This is a genomic window from Arthrobacter sp. P1_D4 (assembly GCF_056406115.1).
This window is the reverse complement of record NZ_JBFUAU010000003.1, coordinates 113,384-130,793: the sequence shown is the minus strand read 5'-3', so window position 1 is coordinate 130,793 and position 17,410 is coordinate 113,384. Positions and strand designations below refer to the sequence as shown.

Genomic DNA, 17,410 nt, shown 5'->3' with positions numbered 1-17,410 from the left:
GGCACGCCGGGTTCATTCCGGCCTCGTGTCCCGATGCAGGTCCGTGTCGAGGGCATGGGCGCTGGCCAACCTGGCCAGCAGGATACCCAGCTGCGCAGACTGTTCGCTGGTGAGCGGGGCCAGGAGTTCGGCCTCGTGCCGTTCGGCGATTCCGCGCAGTGCCCCGAGAACCTTCGTGCCCTCGGCCGTCAGCCTGAGCTCGTAGTTCCGCCGGTCGGCGCTGCTGCGCACGCGGGCCACCAGCCCTCGCGTTTCCAGCGAGTCGATGAGGGGAACCACGCGGCTCGGCACCGCCCCCAGGCGGTCGGCCAGGGACCGCTGGCTCAGTCCGGGGCTCCGGCCGAGCAGGCGGAGGACACCCGCGTCGCTTGGGGTCAGGCCGAGTTCGCGCGTGCGCTCGGCGAAGCGTGCCGATGCCAGCGCCCCGAGCTGGGACAGCAGGAAAGCGGTTCGTTTCGGCCGCGGCGGATCCGGTGAGTCCATGCCCCAATATTACGCCATTGACAGAATCATTCAACAGGTGAATCATTTTAGTTGTGACGTAATTATCGGAAAGAAGCCATCATGACTGACCTGTCCTCCCACCACACTGCTCCCTCGACCCGATCCGGCGGCCCCAACCCGGGCATCCTGGCGGCCGTGAGTCTGGGACTCACGATCGCGGCCCTGCTCAGCAGCGCGATCCTCACCAACGGGCAGGCCTACGTCTCGCCCTTCTCCCCCGCCGGCCAGGTCGCGGCATATTTTCACGGGAACACCGACGCCGTGCGGCTCGCCAGCCTGTTCCAATTCGGCTCAGCGGTCCCGCTCGGCATCTTTGCGGCCACCGTTTACGCCCGGCAGCTCCGGCTTGGCGTGCGCGTCCCCGGGCCCGCAATCGGCTTCTTTGGCGGCATTGCCGCCTCGGTGTTCCTCATGCTCTCGGCCGCCGTGGGGTGGGTCCTGAGCCGCCCGGAAATCACCACCGATGTGCCATTGACCCATGCATTGTCGTTTCTCGCATTCATCACGGGCGGCGTCGCCTATGTGGTCGGCTTGGGACTCCTCATCGCCGGAATCGCCGTCCCCGCCCTCATCCTGCGCTTCGTGCCGCGCTGGCTGGCCTGGGCCGGCCTGGTCATCGCCGCCCTGTCCGAACTGAGTTTCCTCTCCATGGTGATCGAGCCGCTCCAGTTCCTGCTGCCCGTCGGGCGGTTCGGCGGCCTGCTCTGGCTTGTTGCCGTCGGATTCCTGTTACCGCGGAGCCGGGCTGCCGCGAATCGACGCGAACCCTGAGCCTGTCGAGCTGGCCGCCCGGTCTAGGCTCCCTCCCCGGAAAGGCCTCCGAGCACGCCCGCGTCCGCGCGGCCATAGCGCACGCGCTCGATGGGACGATGATGCAGCAGGGGTTGACGGGCGGCTGAACGGCGCCCGGGCGACCGTCCGGCGCCTGATATCGAGGGCTGTGCGGGCGTTTCCGCCGCCCCTTCAACCGGCCACGATCCCGAGAGCCCTGCATACCTTCCTGGAGCCAGCGGGGCGGAAAACCGTGAAGACACTTTACAACGGGAAAGACCGGTCTGTCTCGGATCGGGGACAGATTTGAATGCAGCGCCAGGCCCTGTGGCAATTCCTAATCGCGGCTCTGGATGACTTCCTTCAGCCATGCGATTGCGTCGGTCCTGGATGTAAAGAACTCGTGCGGGTACTTGGTCTCCCGGCTCGTGGCGGAAGCGATCACCCTGTCGACTGTGCTGGATCCGAGGACCGCGATGGCCACCACGCCCCTGCTCTGCGCGAACTGATATCTGGCCGCCGCGCTGAACACCACGTCGGTCATCTCAGAGAGCATTGGCATCGGCGTCCCGCCACTGATCCGGTCCACGGCAAGCATGGCGTCCCGGGCGTCGTCGGCGTCCACGAAGGAACCCGGGCGCCAGACGCTCTTGAGTATCCCTGCATCGACGCTGAGCGAGTTCTTCCCGTCGGCGGCGTCGATTGGTCCCTGCATCATGCCGTTGATCCTAGGCCCGAACTGCGGCGGCGCCCGGCACCGCGCCCATGGTGTGGCCGGCGAACGCCGCACGGCGTGGATTCTGGCCTCGCCTGAGGAACAACCGCGGGGTGCCGTACGTTGCACTTAGCCTAGTAAAGACTCGAGAAAGAGAACAAGCCACGTGGCAACCGATTACGACGAAGTCCGCTCGGACGTTAAGGAAACCCAGGAAAACTCCCTGGAAGCACTCCAGTCCGCCAACGCACCGGACGCCCGCAGCGTCGTCCAGGAACTGGACGAGGCCGACGGGCTGGACGGGGCCGGAGTCCCCGGCGGCGAGTTCATCGCCGAAGAGCTGATTGTCCAGGTCATCCCGCAGGCCGACGACGAGTTCACCTGCAGCTCCTGTTTCCTGGTCCGGCACCGTTCCCAGATCGCCCGGCAGTCCGGCACCGATATCTACTGCACGGACTGCGAGGGCTAAAAGCGGGGAAGGCCCAAAGCCAGGTCTATGGTCCTACTCGAACCGGGTGGCCGGGATAGCGGTGCTGGAACGGACCAGTCCGAACGCCGCTGTCACTGCGGCCAGTGCGAGCAGGATGCTGAAGGACACGGCGGCGTAGTATACGGGGCCGGGCCAGGTGATGTTCCGGCCCCCGCCAAATGAGATAACCATCAGCCAGGCCACGAAGAATCCGAGCCCGGCTGACAACAGAAGCACTGCCACAAGGGGAACCGCGGCCTCTCTTGCGATGACCCCGCGAACAACTTCAACGGGCATGCCCATCAGCCGCATCAGGCCCAGCACGCGTTTTCGGTCCAGCATCGCGGCAGCCGTGGACACGGCCAGAGAAATGCCGGCGATGACGACGGCGACGAAGGTGCCGTCCGGGGCAAGGATGCCGGCCAGGCAGTGCAGCAGGGTGGACTTACCCGACCCCGACGGGCCCATGACCGCGAGTACCTCACCGGCGTGAACGTCGACGTCGATACCGCGCAGCGCCTCGGTCTGTCCGAACGCGTGGCGGACACCGCGGGCGCTGAGGATGGGTGCAGTGGTGTCGATCGTGCCCATGCGCTCTGGAGTCCGAGTCCAGCGCATCGGCAGGCTTCCGTGGGCCTGACGGCCTCAACTTGGACAGGTATAAAGGTTTTCCCAAGTTGCGGTGGGGATCATGGGCGACATTCCACAACTGCATTGGGGGCACGGTCATGACTTCTCAGACCGAGATCGTTTTTCGGGACAACGGTTCTGCTGTTTCACCCAAATGGACATCCCGAGACCAGGATGGAGGAAATGGGTGATGAGGCAGCACTTCAGAGGGCTCCTGCGATGGACAGCGGTCATCCTCGTCCTGGCGGTGGCCGGCGTCGGCGCAATCAGCGGGGCCGCGCAGGCCGCGCCCAGCCACGACAACCCCCATTACACGGCGGGCGCTCCCGGCAGCGGGGACGCGTATTTCCCGTTCGCCGGCAACGGCGGCTATGACGTCCTGCACTACGACCTCGCCCTCCGCTATACGCCACCGACCAATCCCGCGGTGCTCGCAGGCCGCCTCAGCGGGGTCGCGACTGTCACCGTCCGTGCGAAGCAGAACCTGGAGTCGCTCAACTTCGACCTGCGCGGCCTGGGCGTCACGTCGGTCCAGGTCGACGGCAAGGCAGCCAAGTGGTCCCAAGTGCAGAACGACGCGAACCGGATCTGGGAACTCACGGTCGGGCTGCGGCCGAAGCTGAAGGCCGGACAGACGACGTCGATCGTGATCGAGTACGGCGGAACCACCGGCCGGCCGCTCGACACCACCGGAGCGCTCTACGGTTGGGTCACCACCGCTGACGGTGCGATGGTCGTCAACGAGCCCGAGGGCGCGGCGACCTGGTATCCCGTGAATGACGACCCTGAAGACAAGGCGACCTATACGTTCCGCATTACGGTGCCGGCGGGGAAGACGGCCGTGGCGAACGGCCTGCCCGTCGGCACGCCGGCGACGAAGACGGGATGGACCACATGGACGTGGAAGGCCTCGGACCCGATGGCCAGCTATCTGTCGACGGCGAACGTCGGCGACTTTGCCCTGTCGTACGACGTCGGTCCACACGGGCTGCCCATCATCAATGCGATCGACGCGGACGTGACGGGAGCGGCACTGGCCGAGACGAAGGCGTCGCTTGCGTTGCAGCCGCAGATGATCGCATTCCTTGAGGGCCAGTTCGGGCGGTACCCATTCGAGGCCTTCGGCGCAATTGTCGACGACGACACGGTCGACTATGCGCTGGAGACGCAGACGCGGCCGGTCTACTCGGAGGTTGCGGACGAATACACGGTGGTGCACGAACTCGGGCACCAGTGGTTCGGAGACGCGGTGAGCCTGTCCGACTGGCAGGACATCTGGCTGAACGAGGGCTGGGCGACGTACATCGAGTGGCTGTGGGCCGAGCACCAAGGCGCGGCCACGATGCCGGAACAGTTCGGAGACGCGGTGGCATACCTCGACGCGAACAACCGCTGGGCGCTGAACATCGCAGACCCGGGCCGTGACAACTTGTTCGCGGGCCAGGTCTACCTCCGCGGGGCGGCTGCCCTCTACGCGCTGCGCGCGAAGATCGGCGACGCGGCATTCCTCAGCGGCACCCGGACGTGGTTGAGCCGCTACAACGACTCGACGGCGACGACGGAAGACTTCGAAGCCGTGATGGAAAACGCGTCCGGCCAGCAGCTCGACGCGTTCTTTGACGACTGGCTGCGCAAAGGCGACCGCCCGGCGATGCCACAGCAAGCGGCAGCAAAAACTCAAGTGATCCCAGGACCGGCCCCCACGCATTCCCACAACACGCCGAGGAGCACGCTCCGGTAGTGGTGAGGAACTTCCGGCCTGGCGCGACACCCGCGCCAGGCGGCATCCGCCCTACCTCCGCGACGCCCTAACGGCCATCGCCGATCCCCCGCCGCGCCTCACGGGCTCGGCGGCTGCGACCATGCCGCCGTCAGGCAGGAACTCGATGGCGGTCGCGGCGCCGATCTCCGCTGCCGAGGTGAACGCATCCCCAGACGGGGTGAACTGATGGCCAAATGGTGCCAGCTGGCTGCCGTACTTGGCGATGAACTCCGGTTCGGCCGTGACCTTGGCCGTATTCCGTTGCGAGGCACGCGGTGCAGCGATCGCCCCGGAGATGGTCATGCCAAGGTCCACCCGGTTCAGGATGGTCTGCAGGACGGTTGTGATGATGGTCGATCCGCCGGGCGAGCCGAGGGCGAGGAACGGCTTGCCCTCCTTGAGGATGATGGTCGGCGACATGGACGAGCGCGGGCGCTTCCCCGGCTCGATCCGGTTCGGGTCGGCCGGATCGTAGACGGTCGAGAAGTCGGTCAGCTCGTTGTTGAGCAGGAAGCCGCGGCCGGGGACCACCATGCCGGACCCTCCGGTCTGCTCGATCGTGAGCGTGTAGTCGACCACGTTCCCCCACTTGTCCGCGACGGTCAGGTTGGTCGTCGAGATGTTCTCGGTGTCCAACTCGACCGCGGGCGCGACGGCGGCGGCCGGGCACGCGCCGTCGTACGAGGACACGTTCCCCGGCGCAACCGGCTTCGCTGCCGCGTGCAGCGGGTCAATCTGGCAGGCACGCTCCTTGCCGAACACCGGGTCCGTGAGCGCGGCGGTGGGAACGCTCACGAACGCGGGGTCCCCCACGTACTTGCCACGGTCCGCGAAAGCAAGCGCGCTGGCCTCGAGGTAGTGGTGCAGGGCGCCCGGCGTGGACATCCCGGACAGGTTGGACGGCTCCAGGATGTTCAGCGCCTCGCCCACGGTGGTGCCGCCGCTGCTGGAGGGCGCCATGCCGTAGACGTCCAGGTCGCGGTAGTCCACGTGCGTGGGCGCCTGATCCAGGGCGCGGTATGCGGCGAGATCCGCCGTCGTCAGGTGGCCTGCCGGAACGGGAAGCTTTGTGTTGGAAGTCTTGGGCGGAGCCTGCACCGTGGCCGCGATCTCGGCCGCAAGCGGCCCGCCGTAGAAGCCGTCCGTGCCCTTTTTCGCGAGGAGCCGGTATGTCTCGGCGAGGTCGTGGTTCTGGAAGACACTGCCGACGGCGGGGGCGTCACCGCCCGGGAGGTAGAGGCTGCTGGTCGAGGGAAACGCCTCGAACCGGGCTTTGTTGTCGAGGGTCTGCTGGCGGAACGTCTTATCGACCACGAATCCACGGGTGGCCACCTTGATGGCAGGCTTGAGGGCATCGCCGAGGCTCAACGTGCCCCACCGGTCCAGGGCACGCGCCCAGGTAGCCGGGGTGCCGGGGACGCCAACGGAGACGCCGCTTGTGACGAGCTCGGGCGTGAAATTGAAGGGCTTGCCGGTCGCTGGGTCGATGAACGCGTCGTGCGGCATTCTGGCCGGTGCGGTCTCGCGGCCGTCGATCGTGCCCACCTTGCCGGTCTTCGCGTCGTAGAACACGAAGTAACCTCCGCCGCCAATCCCGGCACTGTACGGCTCAGTCACGCCAAGGGTCGCGGCTGCGGCGACGGCGGCATCCGCTGCGTTGCCGCCCTTGCGGAGGACCTCGATCGCCGCTGCGGATGCCTCCGGATCCACGGTGCTCACCGCTCCGCCGTAGCCGGTGGCGGTTGACGTCTTTGCGGTCTCCCGCGGATCGGCCTGCGCAGGGGCGGCGACGGCGCCACCCGTCACGCTCAATGCCAGGGCCGCCGTGACAGCCACCAGCCCCCGTGTCATATATGCCATGATCGCTCCCGAGTCCGTGTTACGTGTATTGACAGTGCTTGTCACGCTACTACGCAGGCGTGCGACACTCAACACTCGCGCCGATGGCATTGGATGCTCTTCCGGCAGCTGTCAGAAGTGGACTGCCGGGTGCTCGGTCACTTCAGTTTCATCAAAAATTGTCGGTGGCTCCTGAGATGATCTGAGTGTGGAGAGCAGGACAGTGTTGAGTGCGGAGAGCGGGGCGACCGTGGAAGCCGTCGCGGCGTCGGTTGCCGCGCTTGCCGCCTTGGCCGGATCGGCCGCTAGCGACGCCAATCCTGCGGTCGTCGATTCTTCGCCGGACGCGGATCCGCTGCGGCGGCTGGCGGACGGTTGCCTGGACGGGCTCGCCGAGGTCGCCCGGCTGGAGGCCCGGACCGCGGCGCTGAGGGTGCGGCTGACCGCCGACTACGCGCAGGCAACCAGGTTCCTGGCGCCGCCGGCGCCGTCCCCGCGGGACCGCGCCGCCCAAGCGATGGCACTGGTGGCCGAGGTCGCCTGTGTCCTGACCGTCAGCGAACGCGCCGCCGGGGCGCTGCTGTCCGAATCCCGGGCCCTGACGACGGCGCTGCCGCTGACCCTGGCCGCCCTGCAGGCCGGCACGATCTCCTGGCAGCACGCCCGGACCATCGTGGACGAAACCAGCAGCCTGGATGCGGCCGGTACGGCCGGGCTCGAGGCGCACTTCCTGGACCCCGAAGCGCCCAACCCTGCCCGCGGCTGCCCGGCGGGGGACCTCGTTCCGTCCCGGTTCCGGGCCAAGGCCCGCGCCTGGCGCGAACGCCACCACCCCGCCAGCATCGAGGAACGCCACACCAGGAGCGTCGCGGACCGGCGGATCGAGTACACCCCGGACCGGGACGGCATGGCCTGGCTCTCCGCCCACCTCCCGGCCGACACCGCCGCCGGGATCTGGGACCGGACCACCGCCGCCGCCCGCGCCCTCCAGGGCCCGCACGAGGCCCGGACCCTCGCCCAGCTCCGCGCCGACATCACCGCCACCTGGCTCCTCAGCAACGGCACGCCCGGCGGCGGAACAAACGGCGGAACGGCCGACCGCGGCACCACCGGCGGACAGTCAGACGGCGGCACGGGGGCGGGTGCAGGTGGGCTTGTTCCGGTCCCGCGTGCGCAGGTCCTGGTCACCGTCCCGGTCCTGTCCCTGCTCGGCGCCACCGACGAACCGGCCGTCCTGGACGGGTACGGTCCGATCCCGCCGTCGATGGCCCGCCGCCTGATCGCCGACGGCGCCGGTTCCTTCTCCCGGGTCCTGACCGACCCGCGGGACGGTGCCCCGCTGGAAATCGGCCGGACCAACTACCGGCTGACGACGGCCCAGCGCCACTGGCTCCGGCTCCGCGACGGCCGGTGCCCGTTCCCCGGCTGCGGCAACCACTCCCTGGACAACGAGGCAGACCACCTCCTGGCCTGGGCCGACGGCGGCACCACCGGCATCTCGAACCTCGGCCAGCCCTGCCCGAAACACCACCGGCTTAAACACGCCTCCGCCTGGACACCGGACCGGGCCAGCAGGGACCACCCGCCGGGCTGGACCTCCCCGTCCGGACGCTACTATCCCAGCGAACACCAGGACTGGGAACCACCCCACTGGCCCGAGGACTGGCTGCCCCACATCCAGGCCACGGACACACGCCCGGAACCCGACCCCGACACAGGCCCCGATCAAGGCCAGCCCGCGGATCCGGACGCAGGCCTGCCCCCGGACCCGTTCCCGGACTGGCACCAATTCACCGCCGGGCACCCATTCACGGCCGGACACCAATTTCCCGACGCAGTGCCGGAATACCGCCTGCTTCAACCCACATGAAAAGCCAACCGTCAATGTCCGGGCCATCAGCCTGCCGTCTGTAGGCCCTGTCCGCCACACCCGCGCAGGACTACGATTTTGCCTGTTGACCAATTGCCGTGACCAGCACAGGCGGGGGCAAATGCAGAGTGAGGAAAACGCTGTGACGGTAACGACGATGGTGAGTGGACCGCACTGGCGGCGTGTAGTGGCAGCCCTCGCTAACACGGACGCTCGGACCGCCTACGCGCAAATAGTGCTCGGCGCCGAGCTCCCCGACGTGCTTGCTGACCTGAATGACCACCGGCGAAACCGGGCTATCGCTGCCCTCCTTGAGTCAGGACTCGTGGAACGCAATGCCGCCAGTGACCTTGAGGCACCCGAGGCGATCTTCCGCGACCTCCTCAGGCAGCAACCCCGGCGGCAGCCGCAGACCGGATTGGCCCGCTTCATGCGCTTGGGGAGGATCGAGAGGTATCCAGCCAACATGACGGAACGGCGGGAGCTCCTGGCGTGGATCGTCAGCGAAACTATAGAGCCGGGCGAACACCTAACGGAAAAGCAGGTTAATGAACGACTGCTCAGTTATAGCGATGACGTCGTAATGCTGCGCCGCTACATGATCGACTTCGGACTCTTGGAACGGACGGCCTCGGGTTCCTCATACTCCCGGCAGGCATAACGCGGGCTCCAGGCCGGCATTAGGTGGGCTTTGAACTCGACGCTCTTTTAGCGCCCAAACCTGCCCGAGAGCCAACATTGGCACCCACGGGATGCAGCGGTTTCTTGTTCCACCGCGAGGCGAGCAGGATTCTCAGCGGTCAGCCCGCGCCCTGCCCCTCGCGGGCCACTTCTTCCAGAATCCTGGCTGTCGGCGCTGCCGTCATTAGCTGCCCGATCACCTCAGGTTTGTCCCACACCTGGCTGCGCAACTTTTCCAGAAAGCCGGTCGCGGCGTCCCTGGTGTCGAAATCAAGGAGCACGGCCACACTGTTCTGGTCCTCTGTGTCCCGGAACAAGCGGACTGCCCGGGCGCCGGAGGCGGCTCGGCCTGCGGGATCGGTGTCGAAGACCTTCTTAAAGGCCTCGTAGTCCCGGACCGGATAGCTAATCTGCAGGGTGAACATCGTCGTTCCTTTCCCTCGGGCTATGTCAGGACCACGATAGGCCGTCCAGCGTCATCCCGGTAGGGCCGGAGAGCGGGTTTGATCCGGTGCTTACGACCCGGTCGGTGACATTAGGCATCACAGTCGCTACGTTGAAGACCGGACACTAGTGCCCTGGGTTCGGGCGCCGAAAGAAGGACTGAGTGGACAGTGATGCTGGTACGTGGTTTCTGAGCCGCGCTGAGCGGGGAAATTTGGCCACAGACGTACACGCGGGCGGTGCCGGATCGCCGCCGTGGTCGGAGGGCAATCTCGTGCGGCCCCTGGTTCATGGTGCGACCTACTTCGCCCGGCTGCATGAGGAGTTGACGGCGCTCCAGGCGGGAGACCGCGTGTGGTTCACCGACTGGCGTGGCGACGCCGACGAGCGGCTGCTGGCGGACGGACCGTCGATCGGCGAGGTGCTCGCGGGCTTGGCCGGTGAGGGAGTGGAAGTGCGGGGGCTTGTCTGGAGATCCCATGGAGAGCGCGTATCGGCCCCGATCAGCGGCCGTTCCAATGAGCTCCTAAGCCGTCAGGTCAACGACGCCGGCGGAGAGGTGCTGCTGGATCAGCGTGTACGCGTGTTCGGCTCCCATCATCAGAAGCTCTTCGTCATTCGCCGTCGTCACAATCCGTCGCTGGATGTCGCGTTCGTTGGCGGGATCGACCTTTCCCACAGCCGTCGGGACGACGCCGACCACGCGGGAGACCCGCAAGCGGTGAGCATGGATTCCCGGTACGGTAAACGACCGCCATGGCACGATGCCGCCCTCGAACTGCGCGGCCCCGTGGTGGCAGATGTGCTGGCAGTGTTCGCTGAACGGTGGAATGACCCCCATCCCTTGGACCGTCACACCCCCTACCGGATGCTGCTGCAACGACTGGCCCGTATGCCCAGGCACCCCGAACCGCTCCCGGCCACTGCTCCGCCGCCACCACCGGCGGGTCCTCATTCCGTGCAGCTGCTGCGCACTTACGGCGTTAGGCGTCCCCCGTTTCCGTTCGCGCCTGTTGGGGAGCGCAGCATTGCCCGCGCCTACACGAAAGCTTTCGCCCACGCCCGCTCGCTGATCTACGTCGAGGACCAGTACCTGTGGTCGAAAGAGGTCGCAGCCGGAATCGCGGAGGCCCTCGACCGGAATCCCGACCTGAAGGTGATCGCCGTCGTACCCCGTTACCCCGACGCTGACGGGCCTCTCGCAGGGCCGGCGGCCCGGATCGGGCAACTGCATGCCATCAGCATGCTGCGTAGGGTTGCGCCCAACAGGGTCGGCGTGTTCGACCTGGAGAACCGCGCGGGAACTCCGATCTATGTCCACGCCAAGATCTGCATCATCGACGACACCTGGTTCACCTGCGGCTCAGACAACTTCAACCGCCGGTCCTGGACCAACGACAGCGAGCTCACCTGCGCCGTACTCGACACGACTGTCGACAACCGGGAGGCGTCCGGCACAGACAACAGCCGCGACACTTTCCGGCCTTTGGCCCACGAGCTCCGGCTCCAACTCTGGGCCGAACACCTGGGCCTGGAGCAGAACGATCCCCAGCTCGTCGACCCGGCGGCCGGGCTCAAACTTTGGAACACCACCGCGGACGCTCTCGACCGCTGGCATGAAGCCGGCCGCCGTTCCACCCGCCCCGCCGGACACGCGCGCCACCACACTCCAGAGCCGGTGTCGGCCCGCCAACGCCTCTGGGCAGATCCGATGAGCCGTCTTCTCATGGACCCAGACGGCCGCCCGCGCCGACTGCGCGGCACTACCCAGTTCTAGGCAAGACGCTGACGGCCGCGAACCAGCAGAACGCCTGAACGGCTCCGGGGACTGTAGCCCCGCCACGCCGCTGAAACGACGGCGAGTACCACGCCCCGGCGAAAGCCTTCCTCGACGTCGTGACTTCTGTACTCAACGGATATAACCTGACCGGCGACGATCCGGTCCAAATTGAACCGCGTTCACCGCCTCATCGATGTGCAGAGCTTGAAGTTTTCAATCTTAAGGAGGAGCTGCCGATGTCCCCGCTGAGCAAGGCTGCGCCAGACGTACTCCAACGCTACTACCGGATCCTGGCCGCCGGCATAGAAGCGTTCGACCCCGACGGCGAGCTGCGCACTTTGCTCGTCGACGACCTCGAATTTGAAGGTCCGATCGCAGGGAAGCGCACAGGGGCCGCCGGATTCTGCCAAGGCGTAAAAGGCTTCATCGCCACAGTGTCGGACCTCGAGATCATCCAAGAGGTCCACGGCGCAGATGGCTCCGCGATACTCTACGACGCCCGCATGCCGGCCGGGCTTGTCCGACTCGCAGAGTTCTTCCGCTTCGACAACGGCAAGATCTCGACACTCCGGATCCACTACGATCCCGCCGACTACGTGCGACAAGGCGGCCGCTGATCTTCCTCCCCGCCCGAGGCAGACGCCGCCGGCGTCGCGGAATGATTCAGTCTAAATCCGTCCGCGACGTCCCGACAGACCCTCGATAATTGCCCCGATGCGATGGAACAGCGCCGCCGGGGAACCACCCGGCGGACAACCACCTCGGAACTGTCACCATGCCTGCCCTCTTGCTCTCCCCGGCCGCTGCGCGTATGAGAGAAGCATGGGTTCGCGACGAGATGTGCTCCGCGGTCGCGTGGCAGTCGTGACTGGCTCGACGCGCGGCCTGGGGTTGGCCATGGCCCGGTTGCTGGGGCATCACGGTGCGACGGTGGTGCTGGCGTCCAGGTCGGACGCCGACGTCGAGGCCGCCGTCGAGCGGCTGCACGCGGAAGGGATCGCGGCATCCGGGCGTCAGTGCGACACCGGTGAACTGGCCGACGTCGAGGCCCTGCGCGACGAGGCCCTTAGCCGCGGGACGCTCGACATCTGGGTCAACAACGCCGGAGCTTCCGGTGTCTTCGGGCCGACGGCGTCCACGCCGGTCGAGGACTTCACACAAGTGGTGCGCACGAACATCCTCGGCACGTTCCACGGGTCGAGGGTGGCGTTGCCGGTGTTTATCGGCCAAGGTCGCGGCGACCTCGTCAACGTGTACGGCCACGGCGACCACGGACCGGTGGCGCTGCAGAACGCGTATGCGTCAAGTAAGCGTTGGGTCCGCCAGTTCACCGAGACGTTGCGAGTGGAGACCAAGGGCACCGGCGTCCGGGTGCATGGCATGAATCCGGGCCTGGTGATCACGGACATGCTGGGGCACGTCACGTCCCAGCCCGGGTACCAGCATCGACTGGGCGGGCTGCAGGTCGTCGTCGGGCTGTGGGGGCAGACCCCTGACGACGCCGCGCGCCCGCTCCTGGACCTGGTAACGTCGGACGCCGCCGAGTTCCGGTATCTGACCAAGACGACCATGGTGACCCGCGGGGTGCGCAACGTGCTGGCCGGACGCCTCCGTCGCGCCAGGCGTATGCCCCTGGACGTCACCGTCCTGGACTCGAACCGCCAGGGCTGACCGGGTCCGTGTAAAAAGCGGTTCCGCAGCCACTCCCCCTCCGCTGGGCCGTCCGTCAGCACCGTCCGTCAGCCCATGCGAAGACCTAGTAGGTATAGAAACCCTCGCCCGTCTCGACGCCGAGCTTGCCATGGTCGATGTAGTTGGCCTTGAGGTACCGAGCGAAGGCTTGAGATCCGGGGTCTGGCGATGAGGCGGCAATGTTGTAGGCGGTTCCCAGCCCGACGACGTCGTAGATCTGGAACGGACCGCTCGGCGCTCCGGTGGCAATGCGCCACGTCTTGTCGATCGTTTCCGGGCTGGCGACGCCTTGCAGCAGCAGGCCGGCGGCCGCGTTCAGGAGCGGGACCAGCAGGGAGTTCAGCACGTAGCCGGCCTTCTCCTTCCTGATCTCGATCGGCTCCAGCCCGCTGTTTCGCGCGAAGTCGACGACGGCGTCGAAGACTGCGGGATCGGTTTCGGCGGTGCCCATCACCTCGGCGATGTTCTGCGCCCAGATGTTGTTGGCGTAATGGATGGCGAGGAAGCGGTCGGGGCGGCCGGTGGAATCTTTAAGATCACTGGGCAGCAAAGTTGATGAATTCGTGGCGAAGATGGTCTTGGCGGGGGCCAGATCTGCGAGCGTGCGGTAGACGTCCCGCTTCACCTCGAGCAGCTCAGGAACGGCCTCGATCACGAGGTCTGCATCGGCGACGGCGTCCCCGAGGTTGGCGGTGAGGCGGAGGTTTTCAAGAGCTGCCTCGGCTTTGCTCTCTCCGGCACCGCCGACGTTGGCCGCCCGGTAGATGCCGACAAGCCGGGCGAAGCGCGCCCGGGCCTTCTCCAGGGCGTCGCCGTCGACGTCGTAGGCGGTGACAGCGAATCCGTGGAAGGCGGCCTGATAGGCGATCTGGGAACCGAGCACTCCGGTGCCGAGCACGGTCAGGGTCTTGATCTGGTGGGGCATGCGGGTTCTTCCTTTCCACCCGGCGCTAGGAACGGCCGGGGTTGACGGACCCGTAGATACTGCGGATCCAGATGGTGGATAACACGTCCAGGGCATGGGACTCCGCGATCGCGGGAATCTCCCGGTTGAGGACGGCGGTGATCACCCGCTCGTTCATGAGATTGAGGCTCACGGCCAGGTCATGGGCGTCGATGCCGTCCGGCGCAGCCCCTCGGGCTTGCTCGGACGCGATGACATCGCTCGAGAAATCGACCCAGGACTGCATCGATTTGGACCAGAGGGCGCGCACCTCGTCGTTGCGGGCCCGCGCTGCAATCGCCGCGGTGGCGACGCCGCGATGGGCCACGAACACCTCAACGAACATGCCAATGGAGCGCGCCCAGGCTCCCGCGGGGTCACTTTCGAAATTTCGCGGCAACTCGCTGACCCGGTGTTCCACCTCGGAGATCACCCGGTCCAGAAGGGCCAGCAGCATCTCATCCTTGGACGAGAAGTAGAAGTAGAAGGTGGGGCGCGAGATGCCGGCGCCGCGGGCCAGCTCCTCGATCGAAACGTCGTCGAAGGACCGCTCGCCAAGGAGCGCCTCGGCGGTGGTGAGGATCGCGTCCTGGCGTTCATCCCCCGAGACCCGTGCTGTACGTCTTCCACGTGGAGCCATGCGCCCATCCTAACGCGAGGTATCAACACGGTGTTGACTCTCTCGACTTTAAGTCGATAGCGTGGCGTGATGAGCGCGCACGTGGATGTGTTGATTGTCGGAGCCGGGCTGAGCGGCATAGGTTTCGCGAGCCGGCTGAAACGCGAAACACCAGGAAAGACGTTCGCGATCCTGGAGTCTCGGGGCACGGTGGGCGGCACCTGGGATCTCTTCCGATACCCGGGCATCCGCTCCGATAGCGACATGTACACGCTCGGCTATTCCTTCCGGCCCTGGGCCGGTGCCAAGGCGATCGCCGACGGCGATGCGATCCGCGACTACATCGAGGCGACCATTGCGGACGAGGGCCTTTCCCCGCAGATCCGGCTGAACACCCGGGTGGTCTCTGCCGACTGGTCCAGCGACACCGCGCTCTGGACGGTGACGGCCGTCCGCACCTCCGAGGGCGAATACCGGCACGGCGACCCGGGACCCGGCACCGCCGAGGCGGTCACGTTCACATGCTCTTTCCTGTCTGTGTGCTCGGGCTATTACCGCTATGACGAGGGGTTTACCCCTGCCATTGAGGGCGCCGACACCTTCGCCGGATCGATCGTCCACCCGCAGCACTGGCCGGCCGACCTCGATTACGAGGGCAAGCAGGTGGTGATCATCGGCAGCGGGGCCACCGCGGTGACACTTGTGCCGTCCATGGCGAAGTCGGCCGCGAAGGTGACGATGCTGCAGCGCTCCCCCACGTACATCGCCCCCGTGCCGTCCCGCGACCACCTGGCCGACCGCCTCCGGGGCAAGCTGCCCGCGCAACTGGCGTACGACGTCGTTCGGGTCAAGAACATTCTCTTTTCGATGTTCACGTACCAGCTCAGCCGACGGCGGCCGGAGACCATGAAGGCGATCCTGCGCAAATCGGCGGTCGCCAAGCTGCCGCAGGGCTTTGCGGTGGACACGCACCTGGCGCCGTCGTATCAGCCGTGGGACCAGCGGGTCTGCGCGATCCCCAACGGGGACCTCTACCGCGCGATCAGCGCAGGCACTGCCGACATCGTCACCGACAGGATCTCCCGGATCACGCCGGACGGGATTGACCTGGTCTCGGGCGGGTCGATCCCGGCCGACGTCATCGTCACGGCGACGGGATTGAATCTGCTGGTCATTGGCGGCATGACGCTCACCGTCGACGGCGATCCCGTGGACGTGGGCAAGACCCTGACCTACAAGGGCATGATGCTCGACGGCGTGCCCAACTTTGCGCTCACCATCGGGTACACCAATGCATCGTGGACCCTGAAGGCGGATCTGGTCGCAGGCTACGTCTGCCGGCTGCTGAAGCATCTTGACCGGCGGGGACTGCATTGGGTGGTGCCCGCGGCGCCTGCCGATGTCGTCAACGGTGAGCTGTCCTCCCTGATTGACCTGAAGGCCGGCTACATTTTCCGCGGGGCCGATCAGCTGCCCCGGCAGGGTGCCGGTTCACCGTGGCGGCTGCACCAGAACTACTTCAGAGACTTTGCCCTCCTGAGGGCCGGCAGGTTGACCGACCGGGTCCGTTTCGGTCGGCGCGGACAACGGGTGCGGGCGTCCGGTGGGGCGCCATTTGTGCGCCGGGATCCCCTGGCGCTCCCGGGAACGGGATACGTCGACGTCGCAGGCACGCGGTTGCGCTACCGAAAGACCGGCAGCGGCGACCCGGTGCTGGTCCTGCACGGGATCGGCCAGAGCCTGGAGGACTGGAACGGGCAGCACGAGCGGCTCTCGGCACGCCACGCCGTTTACAGCGTGGACCTGCCCGGTTTTGCTTACTCGGAACGGCTTTCCGGGCCGGCGACGTTGGCGAAGCTGGCCGACGTCTTGCCGGCTTTCCTCGACGCCGTCGGGGTGCACGAGCCGCTCCCCGTGATGGGAAACTCGCTGGGCGGGGCCGTCGCCATGAAACTGGCTGCCGAACACCCGGAGCGTGTTTCGGCGCTGGTTCTTGCGAACAGTGCCGGGTTTGGCAAGGAGGTTGCACTGGTATTGCGCCTGCTCGCGGTCGGGCCGCTCGCGGCGTTGCTGATGCGTCCGGATCCAGTGGCTTCGCGCCGCACCGTCCAGTCGATTTTCTACGACAAAGCACTGGTGACCGACGCCCGCGTTGACCACGCGTTCGCTTTGTCCCAGCGGGCGTCCCACCGCCAGACCCTCCTCGACGTCGCTCGCGACCTCGGAACCATCTTTGGCGTCAGGGCCGGGTGGCGGAAGGCCCTCCTCGGGGCGTTGGCGCAGTCGGAGACTCCCACGCTCGTGGTCTGGGGCGACCACGACCACATCCTCCCGTTCAGCCACCTCGAGGCGGCAGTGGCAGCGTTGCCACACGCCGAGTCGTACACATTCTCGAAGACGGGGCACATGCCGCAGATCGAACGGCCCGACGAGTTCGCCGCGGTGGTGGAGGACTTCCTGTCACGGGTGCCGGCGGGGAGGCAGGCGGCGGCCATCTGAGGCGTGTGGGCGATCGGGAGGCAAAAATAGCTTGCCCTAGCTGTAATTACTGGCCGTGTCCCGGAAACTTTGCTTTCAAGCGGGACATTCGGCCCGCCGTTATAAGAATTGGGGGCTACACAATGCATTCACATCGCGCCAGACTCTTCACTGCCGTCACCATCGCAGGTTCTTCCATCGGCCTCGTCCTTG

Annotated in this window: 16 protein-coding genes; 9 read left to right on the top strand and 7 right to left on the bottom strand. The window is 66.6% G+C overall.

The window, feature by feature from the left end:
- Positions 1-12: 12 nt before the first annotated feature.
- Positions 13-483 (bottom strand): MarR family winged helix-turn-helix transcriptional regulator, encoded by a 471-nt coding sequence (locus AC1D0A_RS04870; protein WP_223916881.1) that lies wholly within the window; start codon positions 481-483, stop codon positions 13-15.
- An 81-nt stretch (positions 484-564) separates the two neighbouring features.
- Between AC1D0A_RS04870 and AC1D0A_RS04865 the strand changes: the two genes are divergently transcribed.
- Positions 565-1,275, top strand: a complete 711-nt coding sequence (locus AC1D0A_RS04865) for a hypothetical protein (RefSeq protein ID WP_028277901.1) — start codon at positions 565-567, stop codon at positions 1,273-1,275.
- Between the two features lie 337 nt (positions 1,276-1,612).
- Here AC1D0A_RS04865 and AC1D0A_RS04860 read toward each other — a convergent pair whose 3' ends face one another.
- Positions 1,613-1,993 carry a DUF7793 family protein gene (locus AC1D0A_RS04860; RefSeq protein WP_459385023.1) on the bottom strand — a complete coding sequence of 127 codons (381 nt, stop codon included), beginning with the start codon at positions 1,991-1,993 and terminating at the stop codon, positions 1,613-1,615.
- A 163-nt stretch (positions 1,994-2,156) separates the two neighbouring features.
- On the opposite strand from AC1D0A_RS04860, the gene AC1D0A_RS04855 reads away from it, so the two are divergent.
- Positions 2,157-2,459 carry a DUF4193 domain-containing protein gene (locus tag AC1D0A_RS04855; RefSeq protein ID WP_028277900.1) on the top strand — a complete coding sequence of 101 codons (303 nt, stop codon included), beginning with the start codon at positions 2,157-2,159 and terminating at the stop codon, positions 2,457-2,459.
- A 33-nt stretch (positions 2,460-2,492) separates the two neighbouring features.
- Here the strand turns inward: AC1D0A_RS04855 and AC1D0A_RS04850 are convergent, their stop codons facing one another.
- Entirely contained in the window at positions 2,493-3,050 is a 558-nt protein-coding gene (locus AC1D0A_RS04850; protein WP_476945290.1) for an FtsX-like permease family protein, read from the bottom strand.
- A 229-nt stretch (positions 3,051-3,279) separates the two neighbouring features.
- Between AC1D0A_RS04850 and AC1D0A_RS04845 the strand changes: the two genes are divergently transcribed.
- Positions 3,280-4,830 carry a M1 family metallopeptidase gene (locus tag AC1D0A_RS04845; RefSeq protein ID WP_476945289.1) on the top strand — a complete coding sequence of 517 codons (1,551 nt, stop codon included), beginning with the start codon at positions 3,280-3,282 and terminating at the stop codon, positions 4,828-4,830.
- Between the two features lie 51 nt (positions 4,831-4,881).
- On the opposite strand, the gene ggt is transcribed toward AC1D0A_RS04845, so the two are convergent.
- Positions 4,882-6,702: a gamma-glutamyltransferase gene (gene ggt / locus AC1D0A_RS04840; protein WP_476945330.1), complete on the bottom strand. Its 1,821-nt coding sequence runs from the start codon at positions 6,700-6,702 to the stop codon at positions 4,882-4,884.
- 196 nt (positions 6,703-6,898) lie between these two features.
- On the opposite strand from ggt, the gene AC1D0A_RS04835 reads away from it, so the two are divergent.
- Entirely contained in the window at positions 6,899-8,560 is a 1,662-nt protein-coding gene (locus AC1D0A_RS04835; protein WP_476945288.1) for an HNH endonuclease signature motif containing protein, read from the top strand.
- A 142-nt stretch (positions 8,561-8,702) separates the two neighbouring features.
- Positions 8,703-9,221: a DUF2087 domain-containing protein gene (locus AC1D0A_RS04830; protein ID WP_243177265.1), complete on the top strand. Its 519-nt coding sequence runs from the start codon at positions 8,703-8,705 to the stop codon at positions 9,219-9,221.
- 139 nt (positions 9,222-9,360) lie between these two features.
- Here AC1D0A_RS04830 and AC1D0A_RS04825 read toward each other — a convergent pair whose 3' ends face one another.
- Positions 9,361-9,666, bottom strand: coding sequence for a hypothetical protein (locus AC1D0A_RS04825; protein WP_028277894.1), 306 nt, complete (start codon positions 9,664-9,666; stop codon positions 9,361-9,363).
- A 233-nt stretch (positions 9,667-9,899) separates the two neighbouring features.
- On the opposite strand from AC1D0A_RS04825, the gene AC1D0A_RS04820 reads away from it, so the two are divergent.
- The 3 genes from AC1D0A_RS04820 to AC1D0A_RS04810 all read left to right on the top strand — a co-directional run bounded on the left by AC1D0A_RS04820 (position 9,900) and on the right by AC1D0A_RS04810 (position 13,136).
- A complete protein-coding gene (locus AC1D0A_RS04820) occupies positions 9,900-11,462 on the top strand; it encodes a phospholipase D family protein (RefSeq protein WP_243177264.1) in 1,563 nt (520 codons plus the stop codon).
- Positions 11,463-11,701: 239 nt separating this feature from the next.
- Positions 11,702-12,082: a nuclear transport factor 2 family protein gene (locus AC1D0A_RS04815; protein WP_243177263.1), complete on the top strand. Its 381-nt coding sequence runs from the start codon at positions 11,702-11,704 to the stop codon at positions 12,080-12,082.
- Between the two features lie 247 nt (positions 12,083-12,329).
- Positions 12,330-13,136 (top strand): SDR family oxidoreductase, encoded by an 807-nt coding sequence (locus tag AC1D0A_RS04810; RefSeq protein ID WP_476945287.1) that lies wholly within the window; start codon positions 12,330-12,332, stop codon positions 13,134-13,136.
- Between the two features lie 85 nt (positions 13,137-13,221).
- Here the strand turns inward: AC1D0A_RS04810 and AC1D0A_RS04805 are convergent, their stop codons facing one another.
- Both AC1D0A_RS04805 and AC1D0A_RS04800 read right to left on the bottom strand, forming a co-directional pair.
- Positions 13,222-14,082 carry a 3-hydroxyacyl-CoA dehydrogenase gene (locus AC1D0A_RS04805; protein ID WP_476871718.1) on the bottom strand — a complete coding sequence of 287 codons (861 nt, stop codon included), beginning with the start codon at positions 14,080-14,082 and terminating at the stop codon, positions 13,222-13,224.
- A gap of 25 nt (positions 14,083-14,107) precedes the next feature.
- On the bottom strand, positions 14,108-14,740 hold the full coding sequence (locus AC1D0A_RS04800; RefSeq protein WP_476945286.1) for a TetR/AcrR family transcriptional regulator: 633 nt from the start codon (positions 14,738-14,740) through the stop codon (positions 14,108-14,110).
- A 69-nt stretch (positions 14,741-14,809) separates the two neighbouring features.
- Between AC1D0A_RS04800 and AC1D0A_RS04795 the strand changes: the two genes are divergently transcribed.
- The gene (locus tag AC1D0A_RS04795; RefSeq protein WP_476945285.1) at positions 14,810-17,218 is read left to right on the top strand and encodes an alpha/beta fold hydrolase; all 2,409 of its coding nucleotides are present in this window, start codon (positions 14,810-14,812) and stop codon (positions 17,216-17,218) included.
- Positions 17,219-17,410: the final 192 nt, after the last annotated feature.

Coding starts and splice junctions, on each gene's coding strand:
- AC1D0A_RS04870 (WP_223916881.1), bottom strand. CDS start 483: ATGGACTCACCGGATCCGCCGCGGCCGAAACGAACCGCTTTCCTGCTG.
- AC1D0A_RS04865 (WP_028277901.1), top strand. CDS start 565: ATGACTGACCTGTCCTCCCACCACACTGCTCCCTCGACCCGATCCGGC.
- AC1D0A_RS04860 (WP_459385023.1), bottom strand. CDS start 1,993: ATGATGCAGGGACCAATCGACGCCGCCGACGGGAAGAACTCGCTCAGC.
- AC1D0A_RS04850 (WP_476945290.1), bottom strand. CDS start 3,050: ATGGGCACGATCGACACCACTGCACCCATCCTCAGCGCCCGCGGTGTC.
- AC1D0A_RS04845 (WP_476945289.1), top strand. CDS start 3,280: ATGAGGCAGCACTTCAGAGGGCTCCTGCGATGGACAGCGGTCATCCTC.
- ggt (WP_476945330.1), bottom strand. CDS start 6,702: ATGACACGGGGGCTGGTGGCTGTCACGGCGGCCCTGGCATTGAGCGTG.
- AC1D0A_RS04825 (WP_028277894.1), bottom strand. CDS start 9,666: ATGTTCACCCTGCAGATTAGCTATCCGGTCCGGGACTACGAGGCCTTT.
- AC1D0A_RS04815 (WP_243177263.1), top strand. CDS start 11,702: ATGTCCCCGCTGAGCAAGGCTGCGCCAGACGTACTCCAACGCTACTAC.
- AC1D0A_RS04805 (WP_476871718.1), bottom strand. CDS start 14,082: ATGCCCCACCAGATCAAGACCCTGACCGTGCTCGGCACCGGAGTGCTC.
- AC1D0A_RS04800 (WP_476945286.1), bottom strand. CDS start 14,740: ATGGCTCCACGTGGAAGACGTACAGCACGGGTCTCGGGGGATGAACGC.
- AC1D0A_RS04795 (WP_476945285.1), top strand. CDS start 14,810: ATGAGCGCGCACGTGGATGTGTTGATTGTCGGAGCCGGGCTGAGCGGC.